The organism is Candidatus Pantoea floridensis (assembly GCF_900215435.1).
GTDB classification, from domain to species: domain Bacteria; phylum Pseudomonadota; class Gammaproteobacteria; order Enterobacterales; family Enterobacteriaceae; genus Pantoea; species Pantoea floridensis.
This window is the reverse complement of sequence record NZ_OCMY01000001.1, coordinates 2,083,542-2,100,625: the sequence shown is the minus strand read 5'-3', so window position 1 is coordinate 2,100,625 and position 17,084 is coordinate 2,083,542. Positions and strand designations below refer to the sequence as shown.

13 protein-coding genes, 2 tRNA genes, 1 rRNA gene and 1 riboswitch are annotated in these 17,084 nt (G+C 54.1%); of the genes, 4 read left to right on the top strand and 12 right to left on the bottom strand.

The genetic code is table 11. From position 1 onward, the window contains the following. Positions 1–125: 125 nt before the first annotated feature. The 5 genes from CRO19_RS09840 to btuB all read right to left on the bottom strand — a co-directional run bounded on the left by CRO19_RS09840 (position 126) and on the right by btuB (position 5,107). Positions 126–201, bottom strand: a tRNA-Ala gene (locus tag CRO19_RS09840). 142 nt (positions 202–343) lie between these two features. Next, positions 344–420: transfer RNA gene (locus CRO19_RS09835), tRNA-Ile, on the bottom strand. A gap of 73 nt (positions 421–493) precedes the next feature. Then, positions 494–2,034 (bottom strand): 16S ribosomal RNA (locus tag CRO19_RS09830). A gap of 396 nt (positions 2,035–2,430) precedes the next feature. Further along, the gene (gene murI, locus CRO19_RS09825; RefSeq protein ID WP_097095669.1) at positions 2,431–3,282 is read right to left on the bottom strand and encodes a glutamate racemase; all 852 of its coding nucleotides are present in this window, start codon (positions 3,280–3,282) and stop codon (positions 2,431–2,433) included. Further along, a complete protein-coding gene (gene btuB, locus CRO19_RS09820) occupies positions 3,227–5,107 on the bottom strand; it encodes a TonB-dependent vitamin B12 receptor BtuB (RefSeq protein ID WP_097095668.1) in 1,881 nt (626 codons plus the stop codon). Before btuB ends, murI begins: the two co-directional genes overlap by 56 nt. Positions 5,108–5,175: 68 nt before the next feature. Continuing rightward, a riboswitch (cobalamin riboswitch) is annotated at positions 5,176–5,357 on the bottom strand. Positions 5,358–5,469: 112 nt separating this feature from the next. On the opposite strand from btuB, the gene trmA reads away from it, so the two are divergent. Continuing rightward, positions 5,470–6,573, top strand: coding sequence for a tRNA (uridine(54)-C5)-methyltransferase TrmA (trmA, locus tag CRO19_RS09815; protein ID WP_097095667.1), 1,104 nt, complete (start codon positions 5,470–5,472; stop codon positions 6,571–6,573). A 99-nt stretch (positions 6,574–6,672) separates the two neighbouring features. Here trmA and CRO19_RS09810 read toward each other — a convergent pair whose 3' ends face one another. Both CRO19_RS09810 and fabR read right to left on the bottom strand, forming a co-directional pair. After that, on the bottom strand, positions 6,673–7,026 hold the full coding sequence (locus CRO19_RS09810; RefSeq protein ID WP_097095666.1) for a YijD family membrane protein: 354 nt from the start codon (positions 7,024–7,026) through the stop codon (positions 6,673–6,675). A gap of 18 nt (positions 7,027–7,044) precedes the next feature. Continuing rightward, entirely contained in the window at positions 7,045–7,689 is a 645-nt protein-coding gene (gene fabR / locus CRO19_RS09805; protein ID WP_097095665.1) for an HTH-type transcriptional repressor FabR, read from the bottom strand. 194 nt (positions 7,690–7,883) lie between these two features. On the opposite strand from fabR, the gene sthA reads away from it, so the two are divergent. Further along, a complete protein-coding gene (sthA, locus tag CRO19_RS09800; RefSeq protein WP_007885417.1) occupies positions 7,884–9,284 on the top strand; it encodes a Si-specific NAD(P)(+) transhydrogenase in 1,401 nt (466 codons plus the stop codon). Here sthA and oxyR read toward each other — a convergent pair. Next, the gene (gene oxyR, locus CRO19_RS09795) at positions 9,267–10,184 is read right to left on the bottom strand and encodes a DNA-binding transcriptional regulator OxyR (RefSeq protein WP_097095664.1); all 918 of its coding nucleotides are present in this window, start codon (positions 10,182–10,184) and stop codon (positions 9,267–9,269) included. The two genes, sthA and oxyR, sit on opposite strands and share 18 nt — an antisense overlap. A gap of 128 nt (positions 10,185–10,312) precedes the next feature. On the opposite strand from oxyR, the gene CRO19_RS09790 reads away from it, so the two are divergent. Then, on the top strand, positions 10,313–11,047 hold the full coding sequence (locus CRO19_RS09790; protein WP_097095663.1) for a glutathione peroxidase: 735 nt from the start codon (positions 10,313–10,315) through the stop codon (positions 11,045–11,047). Between the two features lie 184 nt (positions 11,048–11,231). Here the strand turns inward: CRO19_RS09790 and argH are convergent, their stop codons facing one another. The 4 genes from argH to argC form a co-directional block, all read right to left on the bottom strand. Then, positions 11,232–12,608 (bottom strand): argininosuccinate lyase, encoded by a 1,377-nt coding sequence (gene argH, locus CRO19_RS09785; RefSeq protein ID WP_097095662.1) that lies wholly within the window; start codon positions 12,606–12,608, stop codon positions 11,232–11,234. 75 nt (positions 12,609–12,683) lie between these two features. Beyond that, on the bottom strand, positions 12,684–13,901 hold the full coding sequence (locus tag CRO19_RS09780) for an argininosuccinate synthase (RefSeq protein WP_097095661.1): 1,218 nt from the start codon (positions 13,899–13,901) through the stop codon (positions 12,684–12,686). A gap of 14 nt (positions 13,902–13,915) precedes the next feature. Next, a complete protein-coding gene (argB, locus tag CRO19_RS09775; RefSeq protein ID WP_097095660.1) occupies positions 13,916–14,689 on the bottom strand; it encodes an acetylglutamate kinase in 774 nt (257 codons plus the stop codon). 15 nt (positions 14,690–14,704) lie between these two features. Further along, positions 14,705–15,709 carry an N-acetyl-gamma-glutamyl-phosphate reductase gene (gene argC / locus CRO19_RS09770; RefSeq protein ID WP_097095659.1) on the bottom strand — a complete coding sequence of 335 codons (1,005 nt, stop codon included), beginning with the start codon at positions 15,707–15,709 and terminating at the stop codon, positions 14,705–14,707. A gap of 169 nt (positions 15,710–15,878) precedes the next feature. Between argC and argE the strand changes: the two genes are divergently transcribed. Continuing rightward, positions 15,879–17,027, top strand: coding sequence for an acetylornithine deacetylase (gene argE, locus CRO19_RS09765; RefSeq protein ID WP_007885409.1), 1,149 nt, complete (start codon positions 15,879–15,881; stop codon positions 17,025–17,027). Positions 17,028–17,084: the final 57 nt, after the last annotated feature.

Genomic DNA, 17,084 nt, shown 5'->3' with positions numbered 1-17,084 from the left:
TATTACGGAGAAATGAACCAACACGTCGTTTCAATTTTCAGCTTGTTCCGGATTGTTAAAGAGCATAATACTTCGCAGCACACCGTTTCCGGTTTGCTCTGAAGTATTGTTTTGAGTCACTGTAATGGTGGAGCTAAGCGGGATCGAACCGCTGACCTCCTGCGTGCAAGGCAGGCGCTCTCCCAGCTGAGCTATAGCCCCATACAGTTACTGCAGAGACCGCTACTACCACTCACCAGGAGTTCCGTTTTCACAAACGGTAATTTCTTTTCAGGCAAGGCAAAGTGTCGCGACGTATAGTTCACTATACGAGCGGCGCTTTAACGCAGCATGAGAAGAAATTTGGTAGGCCTGAGTGGACTTGAACCACCGACCTCACCCTTATCAGGGGTGCGCTCTAACCACCTGAGCTACAAGCCTGTAGAGGTTTTTTCTGCTCGTTACTTTCTATCAGACAATCTGTGTGAGCACTTCGCGGGAAGGTATCTTCAGGTAAGGAGGTGATCCAACCGCAGGTTCCCCTACGGTTACCTTGTTACGACTTCACCCCAGTCATGAATCACAAAGTGGTAAGCGCCCTCCCGAAGGTTAAGCTACCTACTTCTTTTGCAACCCACTCCCATGGTGTGACGGGCGGTGTGTACAAGGCCCGGGAACGTATTCACCGTAGCATTCTGATCTACGATTACTAGCGATTCCGACTTCACGGAGTCGAGTTGCAGACTCCGATCCGGACTACGACGCACTTTATGAGGTCCGCTTGCTCTCGCGAGGTCGCTTCTCTTTGTATGCGCCATTGTAGCACGTGTGTAGCCCTACTCGTAAGGGCCATGATGACTTGACGTCATCCCCACCTTCCTCCAGTTTATCACTGGCAGTCTCCTTTGAGTTCCCGGCATTACCCGCTGGCAACAAAGGATAAGGGTTGCGCTCGTTGCGGGACTTAACCCAACATTTCACAACACGAGCTGACGACAGCCATGCAGCACCTGTCTCACGGTTCCCGAAGGCACCAAGGCATCTCTGCCAAGTTCCGTGGATGTCAAGAGTAGGTAAGGTTCTTCGCGTTGCATCGAATTAAACCACATGCTCCACCGCTTGTGCGGGCCCCCGTCAATTCATTTGAGTTTTAACCTTGCGGCCGTACTCCCCAGGCGGTCGACTTAACGCGTTAGCTCCGGAAGCCACTCCTCAAGGGAACAACCTCCAAGTCGACATCGTTTACGGCGTGGACTACCAGGGTATCTAATCCTGTTTGCTCCCCACGCTTTCGCACCTGAGCGTCAGTCTTTGTCCAGGGGGCCGCCTTCGCCACCGGTATTCCTCCAGATCTCTACGCATTTCACCGCTACACCTGGAATTCTACCCCCCTCTACAAGACTCTAGCCTGCCAGTTTCGAATGCAGTTCCCAGGTTAAGCCCGGGGATTTCACATCCGACTTGACAGACCGCCTGCGTGCGCTTTACGCCCAGTAATTCCGATTAACGCTTGCACCCTCCGTATTACCGCGGCTGCTGGCACGGAGTTAGCCGGTGCTTCTTCTGCGGGTAACGTCAATCGGTGAGGTTATTAACCTCACCGCCTTCCTCCCCGCTGAAAGTACTTTACAACCCGAAGGCCTTCTTCATACACGCGGCATGGCTGCATCAGGCTTGCGCCCATTGTGCAATATTCCCCACTGCTGCCTCCCGTAGGAGTCTGGACCGTGTCTCAGTTCCAGTGTGGCTGGTCATCCTCTCAGACCAGCTAGGGATCGTCGCCTAGGTGAGCCATTACCCCACCTACTAGCTAATCCCATCTGGGCACATCCGATGGTGTGAGGCCCGAAGGTCCCCCACTTTGGTCTTGCGACGTTATGCGGTATTAGCTACCGTTTCCAGTAGTTATCCCCCTCCATCGGGCAGTTTCCCAGACATTACTCACCCGTCCGCCACTCGTCACCCGAGAGCAAGCTCTCTGTGCTACCGTCCGACTTGCATGTGTTAGGCCTGCCGCCAGCGTTCAATCTGAGCCATGATCAAACTCTTCAATTTAAGTTTGATTTGCTGCAACAAGTGCAGCGATGCTCATCTGTAAAACGTCATAATGAATTTCATTATGTGTTCACTCGTGAGACTTGATATTTTGCTGCGTCCGGAGACGCTGATATCAATCCTGCGAGTGCCCACACAGATTGTCTGATAAATTGTTAAAGAGCAGTGCCGCGATTTCTCTAGCGGCGCGGGATGCGTATATTACGCTTTCCGCATTTTCAGTCAAGCATTTATTTTTGCTTTTCTGAAGGTTGCCTTGAAGACCACCTCCTGAACACTTCGCTTCGTAAGCCGTTGTTCCGTGTCAGTGGAGGCGCAGTATAGGGATTTCTTCGGGGCTGACAAGCGCTAATTTCAAATTAATTTCCGAGTGCTGATTTTTTCGGCGAAACGCGATTAAACTGCTAATTTTTCCAGCAACGGGAAGCCATAACGCTGCAGAATTGGTGATAATTTCGTCACCTCCGCATCCATACGCGTGCAGAACGCTAAATTCTGCCCGGATGAAACAGCATGCGGCGCTTCATGCTCTAATAACCAGACGGTACGACGCGCAATGGCGGCCCCCGAATCCACTAGCCGCGTTCCTTCTGGAAGCACCAATTGCAGCTCATCACGCAATAAAGGGAAATGCGTACATCCCAACACCACGGTATCCGGCGGCTCTTTCATACGTAGCCAGGGTTGCACAGCGCGGCGTACATCTGCGAGCTCAACATCTTCGCCATGCAGCTTCGCTTCTGCTAATTCCACCAGCTCAGCAGAACCGAGCATTTCAATTTTGCAATCGCGGGCAAACTGCGTCACTAACTCATGCGTATAAGGACGCTTTACCGTGCCACGCGTGGCCAGCAATCCCACAACGCCGTTACGCGTCAGACGTGCTGCCGGTTTGATCGCAGGCACCACGCCCACAACCGGAAATTCGAAGCGTTCACGCAGAGCCGGCAAAGAAATGGTGCTGGCAGAGTTACAGGCAATGATCACCAGCGCTAACGGAAAACGCTGCGTAATAGCCGTCACCACAGCCACCACACGCTCGACAATAAAGTCTTCGGATTTTTCGCCGTACGGAAAACCTTCATTATCGAAGGCGTAGAGATAGTGAAGATCCGGCAGTAGATGCCGGACCTCATCATAAACGGAAAGCCCACCCACGCCGGAGTCAAACACCAGCACAGTGGGGCGGAGATCAGAAGCTGTAGCTGGCGCTGAGGTAGTACTCCGTTCCTGGAGTTGGATAGCCATACACTGTCTCGTAGTTTTTATCGAACAGGTTGGCAATTCTACCACGAACGGTGAGCTGTGATGTGACCGGATACGAAACTGCCAGATCCCATAAACTTACACCGCCCAATTTAACGCGCTGCGCAGTATAGGAGTGGTTGTAGTCGGTATCGTAACGATCGCCGAGATAGTGATAAGTCACAGACCAGTCAAAATTATAGAGCGTCCAGTCGAGCTGATATTTAACCTGCTGCTTAGCACGACGCGCCAGCTGCTGGTTGGTTTCGGCATCACGCGCATCAACATAATCATATGAAAGCTGATGACTCAGCGGACCCGTATCAAATGAAGCCGTTGCCTCAACACCTTTAATACGCGCTTTATTAATATTGTAATAAACGTAGGTACTGGGATCGCTATCAATCAGATTATCGATATCGTTGCGGTAACCCGATACGCGCCAGTTCACTGGGTCGGTTAGACCTTCAAAGCCACCTTCCCACTGTTTGCTCTCTTCCGGCTTGAGATCGCTGTTGCCATAAGATCCATACAACTGGCCAAGACGCGGTGCTTTGTAGGCTGTGGCATAGTTAGCAAAGACACTGTAGCCCTCAACAAACTCCCAGGAAGCGCCACTCTGCCAGGTGCTGTGCCAGCCAAACTGACTATTATCATCACCACGTACCGCGCCTTCTACAGTGACGCTGCCAAACTGCTGCTGAGCCGTCGCATAAATGCCCGTATCGCGCTGTTCAGTGCTGTTGGTGACATACGCCGTTCCCGGCTCAGTCGTCTGTTTCTGCCAATCCACACCACCGCTGACCGTACCTGTGCCAACCTGGAAGGTGTTGCCCCATTGCAGGTTGTACTGCTTGCTGTCATCAAGTGTGGTCGCCGGGCCATAGCGGCCGGTACGCGGGTCGTAGTTAAAATCTTTAGTTCGGCTATAGCTGGCAATCAGCTGAGTTGAATAGATGTCATGGTTGTAACGCAGGCCGGTGTCCCAGGTCTGGCTATAGAGCTGGCGAGTATCATCCAGTCCCAGGATATTGAAGCTGCTGTCATAGCTATAAGTACCGTCGTAAGCCGTGCGATTATCAAAACCGTAGCCGCGCACGAAACCGCTCAACTCATCGCTAAACTGGTGCTCCAGTGAGCCATAGAGCGATTTACTCATAAAGCCATCGCGATCTTTCTGCGCGGGATCGCCATACACGTCAGGCAGGTTAGCCACCACATCGTAGCCTCTGGTATAGGTATAATTACCCGCCATTGTCAGCTTAGTGGCATCACCGATCTGCTGCTGCGTCGAACCTTCATAACTCTGATAGCCTTTAGAGCCTATGCCCGCGGTCAGGGTGGTACCGGGTTTTGCACGGCCGGTAATAATGTTAACCACTCCGCCAATCGCATCCGAGCCATATACCGCCGAGCGCGCACCGCGCACATATTCAATGCGCTGCACCAACGAAAGAGGAATTTGACTGAGATCGGATGAACCCGAAACACCAGCCTGATTAAGACGAATACCGTCAATCAGCACCAGCACATGGCTTGAGTTAGTTCCGCGAATAAACAGAGAGCTGGATTGGCCCAGCCCACCGTTCTGCGCAATATCCACGCCCGGCAAACGGCGCATCACATCGGTGAGACTTTTTGACTGCCAGCGATCGATATCTTCGCGGGTAACAACGGTGGTGGGCGCCAGCACCGAAGAGACCGGCTGCGCGAAGCGGTTGGCGGTAACGATTTGCGTATCATCATTCTGCTGGGCGTAGCCAAATTGGGCCCAGAGAGACAACGCCGTTGCACTAAAGGCAAACAGCGAAGCGGGTGTTTTTTTCATTGTTATAGCATCCAAAAGACGAAGCAGGATGCCGCATGACTACAACCAATAGCACGCGATGGTCGTATGTATTGCGACGTCACACCGGCAGGTCTTCGGGCTGAGAATCATAAATGGTGAAAAACTTCCCATCCGACAGGACAGTGTTTATAGGTGCCATCACCACGACATTCTTTACCGCTGCGCGTCAGCTCCAGATTCACACTGGATTCCCTTTTAACTCAAGGAGGCCGGCAGGCGCAGTCTAAGGCCAGGAAGGCCGGAAATCCAGACTTCCAGCCATCGTGTGTTGCGCAGGGCTGGACATCATCAGTTGAATGCCTACAATCGCCCGGCAAGCCAGCTTATTACCAGGATTAAAGATGACACCCGAACAGCTCCCGATTGAACAATACGACGCGCAACTGGCGGAAAAAGTCAGCCGCTTACAGGCGATGATGGTGCCCTTTGCCGCGCCCGACGTGGAGGTGTTCCGCTCACCGGTCAGCCACTATCGTATGCGCGCCGAATTCCGCATCTGGCATGACGGGGACGATCTCTACCACATCATCTTTGATCAGGAGACTAAACAACGTATCCGCGTCGATCGCTTCCCGGCCGCCAGTGAATTGATCAACCAACTAATGCCGAGATTGATGGATGCGATCCGCGATAACCGCGCGCTGCGTTTTAAGCTGTTCCAGATCGATTACCTCTCGACCATGAGCAACCAAATCGTTATCTCACTGCTCTATCACCGCAAGCTGGAAGAAGAGTGGACGCTCGCCGCCAGCGCCCTGCGCGATAACCTGCGTGCCGAAGGTTTTGATGTGCAGCTGATTGGCCGCGCCACCAAAACTAAAATCTGTCTCGATCGCGATTTCGTCGATGAACGCTTGCCGGTAGCGGGCAAAGAGATGATTTATCGTCAGGTGGAGAACAGCTTCACCCAGCCTAACGCAGCGATGAATATTCAGATGCTGGAGTGGGCGCTGGACGTGACGCAGAATTCGCGCGGCGATCTGCTGGAACTTTATTGCGGTAATGGCAACTTCTCGCTGGCGCTGGCGCGTAACTTCCGCCGCGTACTGGCTACGGAGATTGCCAAGCCGTCAGTAGCGTCCGCGCAATACAACATTGCCGCCAACCAGATTGATAACGTGCAAATTATTCGCATGGCAGCGGAAGAGTTCACTCAGGCGATGAACGGCGTGCGCAGTTTCAATCGTTTAGAAGGCATCGATCTGAAGAGTTATCAGTGTGAAACCATCTTCGTCGATCCACCACGCAGCGGGCTGGATGCGGAAACCGTGAAGATGGTGCAGGCGTATCCGCGCATCCTTTATATCTCCTGCAATCCACAAACGCTATGCGATAACCTTGCGGTGCTGGCAGAAACCCATGATGTCACGCGCCTCGCGCTGTTCGATCAGTTCCCGTATACCCATCACATGGAGTGCGGCGTGCTGCTGACGCTGAAAGCCTGATTGGCAAATAAAGAGTGGGTCGCCATGAACGGCGCCCCTACAAAACCGGTGCGCCATGCGTCAGTTTTGTAGGGTGCGCATTCATGCGTACCGAAAGGCTTAGTTTCTGTTTTTGCGGCGAAAACGCATGGCAATCCAGAACACCAGCGCCACCATCAGAATGGTCGGGATAAAGTTGGAGCCGATATCCGGATATTCAGCCCGCACCAGCGCGCTATACACCAGAATACCTAACAGGAAGAATGCCGCCGCCAGCGAAGGCATGCCTTCTGGCATATTGCGGTTGAGATAACGTTGATGCAGACACCAGGCGGCAAGGCCAAGCGCGATCAACGGAAAAATCGAAAAGGGAACAAACGTACTGAACAGCACCGAAAAGGAGCCGTTGATAGCTAAACCGGTGATAAAAGCCAACAAAAGCGTCCCTTTATCGCGAGGGTTTTGCTCAATCATTTCTTTATCCTTATCACATTACTCTTCGGGTTTTTCCAGGGTAACCGACAGGCGCTCTTGCTCCCGGCGATACCAGTAATACGCACCTTTGGCGATCATACGCAGCTGCAGCACCAGGCGATCTTCAAGCTTGCGTCGCAGCTCAATATCGACATCTAACGCTTCAGCACCCGCACTAAACACAATCGTCACCATGGCTTCAGCCTGCGCCTCGGTGAAACTGCGCGGCATACGATTTTCCAGCTCAAGATAATCGGCCAGTTCGGCGATAAAGTGTTGAATCTCACGCGCCACCGCAGCACGAAACGCCGCCGAGGTTCCGGAGCGCTCGCGTAGTAAGAGCCGAAAAGCGTTGGGATTGTTCCCGATGAACTCCATAAAAGTTGCCACCGACGTTTTAATGATGCTGCCGCCTTTGGCAATGCGCTGGCGCGCCTGCCGCATGAGCTGACGCAGCATCAAGCCGCTTTCGTCCACCATGGTCAAGCCAAGTTCATCCACATCGCGGAAGTGGCGATAAAACGAGGTCGGCGCGATCCCGGCTTCACGTGCAACTTCACGCAAACTCAGGCTGGCAAAACTCCTTTCTGCACTTAACTGACTGAAGGCAGCTTCAATCAGTGAACGTCGTGTACGTTCTTTTTGTTGCGCTCTGACGCCCATTTTCCCGGCCTTGTCGATGATTTGGCAGGCACTATAACAAACTTTTCAGCGTACAGCGGTGCAAACTTTGTGAATGGCTGTGAACCTCACGCTTTGTCAAACTTCAGCAATTTACGCTGTTAGAATTCAGATGTGCGCGGCGAGATGTTAGAATCTCGTTGTAAAAATGTGATAAAAAAATAGGACGTACTGGTATGCAAAAGTCTTACGATTACGATGCCATTGTGATTGGCTCCGGTCCGGGCGGCGAAGGTGCGGCGATGGGGCTGGTGAAGCAGGGAGCGCGTATTGCAGTGATCGAACGCTACCACAACATCGGCGGCGGTTGTACTCACTGGGGAACCATCCCTTCCAAAGCCTTGCGCCACGCTGTTAGCCGTATTATCGAGTTCAATCAAAACCCTCTTTACAGCGATCACACTCGACTCCTGCGCTCCTCATTCGCCGACATTCTGAACCACACCGAGAACGTTATCAGCCAGCAAACCGCAATGCGTCAGGGTTTTTATGAGCGTAACCGCTGTGAACTGTATCAGGGCGATGCGCGTTTTGTTGATGCCAACACCATCGAAGTGGAACAGCCAGACGGCACGCGCGAGCGCCTAACCGCAGAGAAATTTGTGATTGCCTGTGGTTCTCGCCCGTATCATCCAACGGATGTCGATTTTACCCACCCGCGCGTTTACGATTCCGATTCCATCCTCAACCTGCACCATGAACCTGGCCACGTCATCATCTACGGCGCCGGCGTGATTGGTTGTGAATATGCGTCGATTTTCCGCGGCCTGAACGTCAAGGTTGACCTGATCAACACCCGCGATCGCCTGCTGGCGTTCCTCGATCAGGAGATGTCCGATTCGCTCTCCTATCACTTCTGGAACAGCGGCGTGGTGATTCGTCACAACGAAGAGTTCGAGAAAATTGAAGGCGTTGATGATGGCGTGATCATTCACCTGAAATCAGGCAAGAAAGTGAAAGCGGATTGCCTGCTGTATGCCAACGGCCGAACGGGTAACACTGATTCACTGGCGCTGGAAAACGTAGGACTGGAAGCGGATGGTCGTGGCCTGCTGAAAGTAAATAGCATGTACCAAACCGCGCAGCCGCACATCTATGCGGTCGGCGACGTGATTGGCTATCCAAGCCTGGCATCCGCCGCATACGATCAGGGCCGCATTGCCGCACAGGCGATCATCAAAGGTGAAGCCACCGCACATCTGATCGAGGATATTCCAACCGGGATTTATACCATTCCGGAGATCAGCTCAGTGGGTAAAACCGAACAGCAGCTTACTGCGATGAAAGTGCCGTATGAAGTGGGTCGTGCGCAGTTTAAACATCTGGCGCGTGCGCAAATTGTTGGCATGCACGTCGGCAGCCTGAAGATTTTGTTCCACCGCGAAACCAAAGAGATTTTAGGCATTCACTGCTTTGGTGAGCGTGCTGCGGAGATCATCCACATTGGTCAGGCCATCATGGAACAGAAGAACGGTGGCAATACGATTGAGTACTTCGTGAATACCACCTTCAACTATCCCACCATGGCCGAAGCCTATCGCGTGGCGGCGTTAAACGGCTTAAACCGCCTGTTTTAACGTGGTATCCAGGTAACCCTGCATGTGGGTTTTAATTGCTTCTGCCAACTGCTCATAGCGGTTGCGCAGAGGCGATCCCGGACGGTAAACCAACGCGATAGTGCGCTGCGGCACCGGCTTATAACACGGCAGATAGCAAACACCATCACGCACGCGCTCATTCGGCACGGCCAGCGAAGGCAGCAAGGTGATGCCGCTTCCAGCCGCAACCATATTGCGCAGCGTTTCCAGACTGGTGGCGCGGAAATGCGTATCTTCATCCGCTCCGGCTTCAAAGCAGAAACCCATCGCCTGGTCGCGCAAGCAGTGGCCATCCTCCAGCATCAGCAATTTTTCACCGGCCAGATCCGACATCGGCACGCGATCGCGATCGCGCCATGGATGATCGGCGTAAACCGCCAGCGTCATAGGCTCATCAAACAGCGGCACCTCAATAAAGGCCTCGCTCTCTTTCACCAGCGCCAGAATGGCACAATCCAGCTTGCCGCTGTCGAGCTGTGCCAGCAGTTGCTGCGTCTGCGCTTCGTGCAGATACATTTCGAGTTTGGGGAAGGTCTGATGCAGCATCGGAATGATGTGCGGCAGCAGATAGGGCCCGGTGGTTGGGATCAAACCAATGTGCAGCGGTCCAGACATCGCTTCGCCCTGCTGGCTCGCCATCTCTTTAAGCACTTTGACTTCACGCAGCACGGTTCGCGCCTGATCCACCAGCAGCAGACCCGCCTGGGTAAATAACACCTTACGACTGGTACGCTCCAGTAGCATCACACCAAGTTCATCTTCAAGCTTACGAATCTGTCCACTTAAGGTGGGTTGGCTGACATGACAAGCATCAGCTGCACGCCGGAAATGGCGATGCTCCGCAAGTGAAACCAGATATTCAAGATCACGAATATTCATGCAAATCCTCCAAACCACGATAGCCCGTGGCGATAGATAGAATAGCAATGAACGATTAGCCCTATCAAGCCGCGAGCGGGAATAATACGCCCCATAGAATTAAGACCATTGAATAGTGAGGAGAAGATATGTTCGCAAGCCAGGAAGGCAAAGCCGTACCGCAGGTTACCTTTCACACGCGTCAGCATGATCGTTGGGTTGATCTCACGACTGACGCGTTGTTCAAAGACAAAACCGTTATCGTGTTCTCGCTGCCGGGGGCGTTTACGCCAACCTGTTCATCGAGCCACCTGCCACGCTACAACGAGCTGTTCAGCACCTTTGCGCAGCACGGGGTCGACAGCATTCTGTGCGTGTCCGTTAACGATACCTTTGTCATGAATGCGTGGAAGGCCGATCAGCGCGCTGAACATATCACCTTTATTCCGGACGGCAACGGCGACTTCACCCGCGGTATGAATATGCTGGTAGAAAAAGCCGACGTGGGTTTTGGTCCGCGCTCGTGGCGTTATTCCATGCTGGTGCGCAACGGCATCATTGAGAAGATGTTTGTCGAGCCGAACAAGCCGGGCGATCCGTTTGAAGTGTCGGATGCTGATACGCTGCTGCGCTATCTGGCGCCTGAATATAAGGTGCAGGAATCCGTGTCGGTGTTCACCAAACCCGGCTGTCCATTCTGCACCAAAGCGAAACAGCTGCTGATTGATCGCAGCATTGCGTTTGAAGAAATCGTCCTGGGGCAAGATGCCACAACCGTGAGTCTGCGTGCCGTATCAGGCCGCGCCACGGTGCCTCAGGTATTTATCGGTGGTCGTCATATTGGCGGCAGCGACGATCTGGAGCAGTACCTGCAATCTGCTTAAAACCAATCACTGTGCCGGCTGGGAGTGGCCTGCCCTTGATGATGTGCCTATAAAAAAAGATGTAATTCCGAAGCTAGAGGTTGGCGGGCTACCGAAACGGTGCCCGCTTTTTTTTGCTCTGAATTTGCCCGGTCGCCATGAATGGCGCCCCTACAATGTAGGGTGCGCATTTATGCGCACCGATTTACTCACTTAGGCGTTTCTGGGCTTCACCGATGGCAAATGCGACCTGCTGAGGCGACACGCCACCCTGCGCATTACGCTTATCAAGGCAAGATTGCAGCGACAGAATCGGATAGACATCATCCTCAATTACCGCGCTGAACTGCTTGAGTTGCGCCAAACTGAGCGCTTCCAGCGCCACCCCTTGCCTGATCGCTTCGACCACCGTTTCACCGACAATATGGTGCGCTTCACGGAACGGTACGCCTTTTGCCACCAGATAATCGGCCAGCTCGGTGGAGTTAGCGTAGCCCTGTTCAGCGGCTTCCTGGCAACGTGGACGTTTCACCTGAATGCCGTCCAGCACCAGCACCGACATATGCAGGCAGTCGAGCCAGGTGTCGAGTGCATCAAACAGCCCTTCTTTGTCTTCCTGCATATCTTTGTTATACGCCAGCGGCAAGCCTTTCAGCGTCATCATCATGCCGGTTAGCGCACCTTGTACACGGCCACATTTGCCACGGATCAGCTCCAGCGCATCCGGGTTTTTCTTCTGCGGCATCAGCGACGAACCGGAAGTCACTTTATCCGACAGCTCCAGGAATCCCGCTTCGCCGGTGTTGAAGAAGATCAGGTCTTCCGCAAAGCGCGACAGATGCACCATGCCAATCGAGGCATCTGACAGCAACTCCAGCACATGGTCGCGATCGGAAACGGTATCAAGGCTGTTACGCGTGGCAGACGCAAAACCTAACCAGCCCGCCAGCTGCTGACGATCGATCTCATACGCGGTACCGGCCAGCGCGCCGCAACCCAGCGGGCTGACGTCCATACGCTTCAGCGCATCCTGTAAACGGCTCTCATCACGCGCCAGCATCTCAACGTACGCCAGGCACCAGTGCGCGAAGGTCACTGGCTGCGCACGTTGCAGGTGCGTGTAACCCGGCATCACTGCATCCTGATTGGCTGCTGCGGTGGTAACCAGCGCGGATTGCAGTTCACGCGTCGCCTCCAGCAGCACGGCAACCTGCTCTTTGCACCACAGTTTCAGATCGGTCGCGACCTGATCGTTACGGCTACGGCCGGTGTGCAATTTCTTGCCCAGCGCGCCGACTTTATCGATTAGCTTGCCTTCCACCCAACTGTGAATATCTTCGGCATCGCTTTGCAGAATCTGTTCAGGATTGGCACGTACCTCGGCCAGCAGTTCCTGCAGCGCGCTTTCCAGCTGTTGCTGCTCGTCATGGGTCAGCACATTGACCGTGACCAGCGCTTTTGACCAGGCAATCGAGCCGGTAATGTCCTGCTCGGCCAGGCGATAATCAAAACGCAGCGAATCATTGAACTGTTTGAACCGTTGGTCTGCTGCCTGCGAAAAACGTCCGCCCCAAAGTGCCATCTGAATTACTCCTGAATCCGTTATAGAAAAGGCGGCCCGAAGCCGCCCTTGCAAAATGTGTCGCTTGCCGCGGTATTACTTCTTCTGCTCGTTCAGCGCGCGAATGCGTGAAGAGAGCGAGAACAGACGGATAAAGCCGCCCGCGTGACGGTGATCGTAAACTTCGTCTTCGCCAAAGGTGGCAAACTCTTCTGAGTACAAGCTGTTAGCAGAGGTTTTCTGAATCGCCGTGGCCTGGCCTTTGTACAGCTGCAGCACCACTTCACCGTTCACCTCTTCTGCCAGTGATTCGGCAGCGGCCTGGATAGATTTACGCAGCGGCGCGAACCAGCGGCCATCGTAAACCACGTAAGACATTTCGTGGCCCAGCTGCTCACGCCATTTGAAGCTATCGCGATCCAGCACCAGCTGTTCAACCGCACGCAGCGCGTTCACCATGATGGTGCCGCCCGGAGTTTCATAGCAGCCACGCGACTTAATGCCCACCAGACGGTTTTCCACGATGTCGATACGACCCACGCCGTGTTTCGCGCCCAGCACGTTAAGTTTTTCCAGGCACTGGAACGGGCTCAGCTTCTCGCCGTTCACCGCAACGACGCGGCCTTTCTCGACGGTAACCGTGACGTTTTCTGGCTGATCGGGCGCTTCCAGCGGATCAACGGTCCACACCCAGCAATCTTTATTCGGTGCATTAGCCGGGCTTTCCAGCACGCCACCTTCCGTGGAGATGTGCCATGCGTTCTCATCACGGCTGTAGATTTTTTCCAGCGACGCGGTGGTCGGGATGTTGCGCTCTTTCAGGTAATCCAGCAGCGCTTCACGTGAACGCAGGTTCCACTCACGCCATGGCGCAACCACTTTCAGCTGTGGCGCCAGCGCGGTGTAGGTGGTTTCGAAACGCACCTGGTCGTTACCTTTGCCGGTTGCGCCGTGGCACAGCGCATCAGCGCCCACTTTCAATGCCAGCTCAACCTGTGCTTTAGCGATGATGGGACGCGCCATCGACGTTCCCAGCAGGTAAGTGCCTTCGTACAGTGCGCCGGTCTGCAGCACTGGATAAACATATTCGCTGATGAACTCTTCGCGCAGATCCACCACGTGGCACTCAGAAGCGCCGGACTGCAGCGCTTTCTTCTCAACGCCTTCCAGATCGCTACGTTCCTGACCGATATCCGCCACAAACGCCACCACTTCACAGCCGCCGTAGTTCTCTTTCAACCACGGAATGATGGCTGAAGTATCGAGGCCGCCTGAATAAGCCAGTACGATTTTTTTGATGTTTTGCGTGCTCATGTCTTAATCCTTGATTATGCGAGAATCCGGGTGCCAATCGACACGCCGTTGAAAAGGGTTGGCAGTTGTTCAGCATGACGCCAGCTGGCGATATCCACCGGGCGACCGAGCGTGCGCGCCGCATCGAGCGCCGCATTCACTTTCACGACCATGCCATCGGTGATGATGCCCTGGGCGATCAGCTGTTCCGCTTTCGCTGCAGTCATCTCTTCGATGCGCTGACCTTTGCCGTCGAGAATACCGCTGACATCGGATAACAGCACTAAATCGGCACCGAGCGTTGCGGCCAGCGCGGTCGCGGCCTGGTCGGCATTGACGTTCATCAACTCGCCGCCGTCGGTGATACCAATCGAGCTGATCACCGGCATGTAGCCTGCCGCCAGCAAAGTGTTCACCAGCGCCGGATTACCCGGCGTGGCGTTACCAACATGGCCGAGCTCTTCATCGAACTGCGCCACATTGACCAAACCGGCATCGCCCAGGCACAAACCCACGGCGCCGATGCCATATTTCTTCGCCCACGCCAGCAGCGTTTTGTTGGCGGTACCGGCTAACGCACCGGTAATAATGTCAATCTGATCGGCTGGCGTCACGCGCAAACCGTTCTTCTTTTTCACCGGCAGCGCGAGCTTCTTCATCAGCTCGTCCACCACGCAACCGCCGCCGTGCACAATGATCAGCGGACGCTGATGTGCATTGCGATACGCCAGCAGGGCATCAAACAGACGGGCCAGCGCTTCTTCGCTATCCAGCAGCACGCCACCCAGTTTAATGATTAAAGGATTCATTGCGTTATCCGTTGGTTAAATCAGAGACAGCGTTTCGGGGAAGCCGAAACGAATGTTCAAACACTGAACCGCCTGCGATGAGGCGCCTTTCAGCAGGTTATCTTCAGCGGCGACCACAATCAGGTGCTCGCCTTGCATGGCGAAGCCGATATCGCAGAACGGCAAACCGACCACCGCTTTCAGCGCCGGAACGCCTTTGTCATACACGCGCACCAGCGGTTTGTCGTGGTAAGCATGATGGAAGGCCTCGGCCACATCCTGCTGCGTCACGCCCGCTTTCAGGCGGCAGGTGGTGGTCGACAAGATTCCGCGCGGGAAACTGCCCAGATGTGGCGTGAAGATCACTGGCGTGCCGAGATGCGCGACGATTTCCGGATGATGACGATGATTAAACAGGCCGTACGGCTGCAAACTCACTTCACAGAAGCTGGTGGCAACATTAGCTTTGCGCCCTGCACCGCTCACGCCGCTGGTAGCATTAATCACCGGCCACTGTGCATCGTTAAGCAGACCGGCCTCGATGAGTGGTTTCAGCGAAAGCTGTGCTGCGGTTGGGTAGCAACCCGGCACCGCAACCAGCTGCGCGTCTTTGATTTGGTCGTGCTGCCATTCGGCAAGACCGTAAACCGCTTTATCCAGCCAATCCTGATGCTGATGGCTGAAACCGTAATATTGCGTATAGAAAGCGTCGTCGTTGACGCGGAACGCGCCGGAGAGATCGAAGACCACGCAACCTGCTTTGAGGAATTCGGGTGCCAGATCGTGGCTGACTTCGTGGGCAGTCGCGAGGAACACCACATCCACTTTATCGGCCCATTCTGCGGCGTCGCTCAGCGGCTGCAGCGGCAAATCGACAATGCCTTTGAGCTGCGGATGCAAATCCGACAATAACTTTCCAGCATCCGGGCTTTGCGCTGAAACCGCCAAAGCGGTTATGTTCATATGCGGATGGCGATTCAGGTAGGTGGCAAGCTCTACGCCAGCGTAACCACTGGCACCAACGATCAGCGTATTCAACATCAGGCTGTATACCTTATTACAGTCACACGTATCGGGTCGCGGCCTTGCCCCGTTGCCCAGGATGCCGTTTGCAGAAGATTTGATGCTTCACATGCAAGCGACGTTATTGTATTTTTATTCACTATTAATGCATGAATATTGATACATCCTAACCCAAGGACCGTCAACAGTGAAGACAAAATTACCACCTTTTATCGAACTCTACCGCCAGTTGATTGCCACGCCATCAATCAGCGCAACCGACAGCGCACTGGATCAGAGTAATGAAACTTTAATCAATTTGCTGGCCGGCTGGTTCCGCGATATTGGCTTCAGCGTCGAAGTGCAGCCGGTGCCTGGCACGCGGCATAAATTCAATATGCTGGCGCGCAGTGGATTGGGCGCGGGCGGCCTGTTGCTGGCCGGCCATACCGATACCGTACCCTACGATGATGGCCGCTGGACGCGCGATCCCTTCACGCTGACCGAACACGACAACAAGCTTTATGGCTTGGGCACCGCCGATATGAAAGGCTTCTTCGCGTTTATTCTGGATGCGCTGCGTGACGTTGACGTGACCAAACTCAGCAAGCCGCTATACATCCTCGCAACCGCCGATGAAGAGACCACCATGGCGGGTGCGAAGTATTTCTCTGAATCGACCCAGCTGCGTCCGGATTGCGCCATTATCGGCGAGCCAACGTCGCTCAAACCGGTGCGCGCGCACAAAGGTCATCTATCGAATGTGATCCGTATTCAGGGGCAATCGGGCCACTCCAGCGATCCGTCGCGCGGCGTGAACGCCATCGAACTGATGCATGAATCCATCACTCAACTGATGCAGCTGCGTAACACCTTGAAAGAACGCTACAACCACGACGGCTTTGCTATTCCATATCCAACCATGAACTTTGGCCATATTCATGGCGGCGACGCGGCTAACCGCATCTGCGCCTGCTGTGAATTGCACATGGATATTCGTCCGCTGCCGGGCTTAACTCTGAGCGATTTGGATGGTCTGCTGAACGACGCGTTGGCGCCGGTCAGCGCGCGCTGGCCGGGACGTTTAACCGTGGGCGAGCTGCATCCGCCTATTCCAGGCTACGAATGCCCTGCCGATCATGAGCTGGTGCAAGTGGTGGAGAAACTATTGGGCGTGCCGACTGAAGTGGTGAACTATTGCACTGAAGCGCCATTTATCCAGCAATTGTGCCCAACGCTGGTGTTAGGCCCGGGATCTATCAATCAAGCCCATCAGCCGGATGAGTTTATTGATACCGCATTTATCAAGCCGACTCATGCGCTTATCACCCAGGTTGTGCAGCATTTTTGTCATTGATGAACAACAGATGGGGCATTTCACTGTTAAATCAGCAAATTGCCCCGTCATTGTTCG

Excerpts from the sequence above, each read along its gene's own strand:
- CRO19_RS09810 (WP_097095666.1), bottom strand. The coding sequence starts at position 7,026 with ATGATTGAGCAAAACCCTCGCGATAAAGGGACGCTTTTGTTGGCTTTT.
- argB (WP_097095660.1), bottom strand. The coding sequence starts at position 14,689 with ATGAATCCTTTAATCATTAAACTGGGTGGCGTGCTGCTGGATAGCGAA.
- btuB (WP_097095668.1), bottom strand. The coding sequence starts at position 5,107 with ATGAAAAAAACACCCGCTTCGCTGTTTGCCTTTAGTGCAACGGCGTTG.
- murI (WP_097095669.1), bottom strand. The coding sequence starts at position 3,282 with ATGGCTATCCAACTCCAGGAACGGAGTACTACCTCAGCGCCAGCTACA.
- trmA (WP_097095667.1), top strand. The coding sequence starts at position 5,470 with ATGACACCCGAACAGCTCCCGATTGAACAATACGACGCGCAACTGGCG.
- fabR (WP_097095665.1), bottom strand. The coding sequence starts at position 7,689 with ATGGGCGTCAGAGCGCAACAAAAAGAACGTACACGACGTTCACTGATT.
- argH (WP_097095662.1), bottom strand. The coding sequence starts at position 12,608 with ATGGCACTTTGGGGCGGACGTTTTTCGCAGGCAGCAGACCAACGGTTC.
- argC (WP_097095659.1), bottom strand. The coding sequence starts at position 15,709 with ATGTTGAATACGCTGATCGTTGGTGCCAGTGGTTACGCTGGCGTAGAG.
- CRO19_RS09790 (WP_097095663.1), top strand. The coding sequence starts at position 10,313 with ATGTTCGCAAGCCAGGAAGGCAAAGCCGTACCGCAGGTTACCTTTCAC.
- sthA (WP_007885417.1), top strand. The coding sequence starts at position 7,884 with ATGCAAAAGTCTTACGATTACGATGCCATTGTGATTGGCTCCGGTCCG.
- oxyR (WP_097095664.1), bottom strand. The coding sequence starts at position 10,184 with ATGAATATTCGTGATCTTGAATATCTGGTTTCACTTGCGGAGCATCGC.
- CRO19_RS09780 (WP_097095661.1), bottom strand. The coding sequence starts at position 13,901 with ATGAGCACGCAAAACATCAAAAAAATCGTACTGGCTTATTCAGGCGGC.